The organism is Parabacteroides sp. CAG:2 (assembly GCF_000436315.1).
In the GTDB taxonomy this organism is placed as follows: Bacteria; Bacteroidota; Bacteroidia; order Bacteroidales; family Tannerellaceae; genus Parabacteroides; species Parabacteroides distasonis.
This window is the reverse complement of the sequence record NZ_FR885256.1, coordinates 1-2,696: the sequence shown is the minus strand read 5'-3', so window position 1 is coordinate 2,696 and position 2,696 is coordinate 1. Positions and strand designations below refer to the sequence as shown.

The following is a 2,696-nucleotide window of genomic DNA, read 5'->3' as shown; positions in this document are numbered from 1 at the left end:
AAAGCTGATTTTTGACGATAAGTCATTTCTGATAAAGCCCTCCAGACCTATGTCCTTTAATTGTTTAATCATGGTTTCTCTATCTTGCTCACTATGTATAATATCACTGTATGTATTGACAAAATGCAGCAAGGCTGCTTGAATGATTCTGATTGTGTCCTCTCTTTCAACAACATAGCTTTTCTTGTTGTTCTTCCTTAGGGTGATACTGGTAGCTTCCAATAGGGTAGCATGAAAATGGCTAAAGTCTTCTAATACGGACTTGTTCAATGCAGGTGCATTTGTGCCAATATCCTCTATAAAGTCATATACGAACAGAAGTAGATACCAAAACTTGCTAACGTCCAACTTATACGCTTCAATGGTATTCTGTAAGTCTTCATTAGTCAGGAACTTCTCTTTGAAAGAATCATCCAGCTTTCTGTATTCCCGTTTTTTGTATTCTTCCAAAGTACCTTTGAGAGTTTTCATTCTTTTGGCTCTCTCGTACCTCTCTTCAACGGATAAGTTCCTTTCCGCATATCTGTTGGCGAATATGGCAGGTGCAGCGGACACATCTTCATAATCTGGCAGGAAGTGGTTGGCTACTTCCCACACGTATTCTAATAGTGGCTCATCAAGACATTTGTAGCTCTCATGCCAAGCCACTTTTAAATCTGGAAGTTCCTCTATCTGGTATAGTTTTTCTTCTAGCATGGTACATTCACTATTAGTTATACTGCAAAATAACAGAAAAGTCTGCAAAATACAGACTTTCTTCATATTTTCCATTCTTCCAGATTGAAACTTTCCTGCAACTGTTTAAAAGTGTACTCTTTTTCTGTAATGTGTTCTAAGACAAAAGAAGTCATTTTAGGTTGCTCTGGTAAAGTTGGAACTATTACAGTCCGTTTTACCTTGTTGAATCTGAAAGTTATAGGAAGTGCCCATAAGAATGGTTTGTTCCTATTATGATACGCTATGATAGTTTCCAAGTCATTCTTATAAGTAATGACTATGAATCCGCTATTTAAAGAAACGGAATAATAAACTACTTTACTAAGTAATTCTCTAAACATTTCTCCCTTGCCCTCCAGAGAAAGGCTGTCAAGTTCTTTTCTTGACTGGCTCTTTATTTCATCCGCTATTCTTCTGTTGTTGGATGCAATTTCTTCATCAATGGCTTTCTTTTTCGCTTCTATACTCTTTATCTGGCTGTCTATTGAATCCGCCTTGCCATTCAAAGCCTTGACTATTGCGATATTGGTGGAAGCCATAACATTGTCTATGACTGTTTTCAAATCAGACTGTAGTTTGGCTATTTCAGAATCCTTTTCTTTTATGCTTTGTGTCAGTTTTATATTTTCAGCTTCTATTTCTGCAATTTTCTCATTGCTCTTGGCTTGGTAAGTTTCATCCAGAGTTCTAAGTCTGACATCTTTCCACACCGCATATATTAAAGTTTCAGCCTTTATGCCAACATTGGTACATGGGCTTTTTATTCCCATCTTTATTCTGTCAAGACATCTGTAGGTAATGCAGGATGAGGTTCTGCCATACATTGAGGTTTGCCCACAAGGACACTTGATAATGCCTTTCAACGGGTTATAATGTTTTTGTGCCTCACCGCTATAATTCTTGTTCTCCTGCACTTTCTTGTGTGCCAGATTCCAGATTTCATCTGATATGAATTTTACGGGAAGTTCCAGTTTCATGCCTTTCCAGTATCTGACACCGTTATAAATGGAATCATTTATAATTGTTCTGATAGACTGTTCATAGAACGGTTTGTTTCTTGCTGTCCTATATCCAAGCATATTCAGTTTTTCTGCTGTTTTTCCTAGAGAAAGACCGTTTGCCACATAGTTAAATATATCTCTGACTAACTGCATACGTTCTTCATCTTCCACCAATAGCATTTTGGGGGTTGCTCCCTTTATATAATTGGGATTGGGCACTGCCTTAAAGCCAGTTGGTATATTACTGTCTGTAAGCATTAACGGAAACGCTTGTACTTTACTGTCTTTACCTGTAGTCATACGGCTTACTATTTTCTTTCTTTCATCCGCTGCTCCATAGGCTTTGATTGCAAGCATTAAAAAGTCAGAAAGAATGATAGTTTTTCCTGCTTCATATACCTTGTCTGGTTCGTCCAGTATTACTAAATCCACGTTTCTAATGATTGTGTGAATCTGTGTCAAAGTTTCAAATATATCATCTTGACGTGACAGTCTAGACAACTCACTAACTACTACCATGTCAGCAACGCTATTGGTAATGTTTAGAATACTGTTCAATCCGTTTCTGTTGCTGACTGTTCCAGATATGGCATAGTCTTCTTCTATTCTTAACAGAGAGTACCCCTTATTCTCACAATACTTTCTAATCAACACTCTTTGCCTTTCAAGGTCTTGATTATCAGTAGAAACACGAATATAACCTATAACTCTTTTCATTGTTTATTTTATCTTTGATGCAAAGATAAAGAGTATTTTCAATAGCAAGGTATAACTTTAACAACTTAACATTATTTTACTTTTTAAAGTTATACCCTGCTTAAAATAAAGAAATACAGAATGTTATGAGATATAGTGCGTATTCTCATTTTGATTTCTCTGTAATATTGAATACAGTTGGATATGTGAAACTCAAAATTTTATAGCTATGAAAGACTAGATAAGAAAAGATGCAAGGGTATATCTTATCCCCGATTACAT

At 36.2% G+C, this 2,696-nt stretch carries 2 protein-coding genes; both read right to left on the bottom strand.

Annotated elements, in window-relative coordinates:
* Positions 1 to 696: hypothetical protein (locus QVP94_RS01350; RefSeq protein ID WP_288213141.1), on the bottom strand; the 696-nt coding region annotated here is incomplete at its 3' end.
* Between the two features lie 62 nt (positions 697 to 758).
* Positions 759 to 2,435, bottom strand: coding sequence for a recombinase family protein (locus QVP94_RS01345; protein WP_022191796.1), 1,677 nt, complete (start codon positions 2,433 to 2,435; stop codon positions 759 to 761).
* Positions 2,436 to 2,696 lie beyond the last annotated feature (261 nt).

Excerpts from the sequence above, each read along its gene's own strand:
- QVP94_RS01345 (WP_022191796.1), bottom strand. The coding sequence starts at position 2,435 with ATGAAAAGAGTTATAGGTTATATTCGTGTTTCTACTGATAATCAAGAC.